Source organism: Bradyrhizobium monzae (assembly GCF_021458635.1).
Classification (GTDB): domain Bacteria; phylum Pseudomonadota; class Alphaproteobacteria; order Rhizobiales; family Xanthobacteraceae; genus Bradyrhizobium.
Genome location: NZ_JAIRDQ010000039.1, coordinates 1 through 605, shown reverse-complemented (window position 1 = coordinate 605; position 605 = coordinate 1). Strand labels below are relative to the sequence as shown.

1 protein-coding gene is annotated in these 605 nt (G+C 66.6%); it reads right to left on the bottom strand.

Features of this window, described 5'->3' with window-relative positions:
• On the bottom strand, positions 1-605 hold a 605-nt coding region (gene tnpC, locus K3F49_RS39055), incomplete at both ends, for an IS66 family transposase (RefSeq protein WP_234686160.1).

Genomic DNA, 605 nt, shown 5'->3' with positions numbered 1-605 from the left:
TGGTTGTACCCGTCATAGGCGTCGGCCTGCAGGATGCCGGTATATCGGGCCAGATGCGCCTGGGGATGCTCGCCCTTGCGATCACGCGAGTAGTAGAACATCGCCGCCGGCGGACCCGCACCGCTAAACGGCCGGTCGTCCCGGACGTAGATCCAGCATCGTGCCGTATCGGTCTTGCCCTTGGCCAGCACTGGCACGGTCGTATCATCGGCATGAAGGCGCTCGGCCGCCATGACATGGGCTTCGACCAGGCGCAGGAGGGGATCCAGCGACGCACAGACCGATCCCACGGCGTCCGCTATGGTTGACAGCGCGATCGGCACGCCTTCCAGGGCGTAGCGCTCGGCCTGGCGGTTCAACGGCTGATGCTGGCCGAACTTCTCGAACATGATCATGGCCAAAAGGCTCGGACCAGCCCATCCCCGGGCGATGGCATGGAACGGCGCTGGCGCCTGGCTGATCTTCTCGCAGTCGCGGCAGGAGAACTTCTCCCGGACCGTCTCGACCACCTTCCACTGCCGCGGCACCACCTCCAGCGTCCGCGTCACGTCTTCGCCAAGCTTGCGCAGGCGGTTGCCGCCGCAGCACCCGCACGCGGTCGGCGG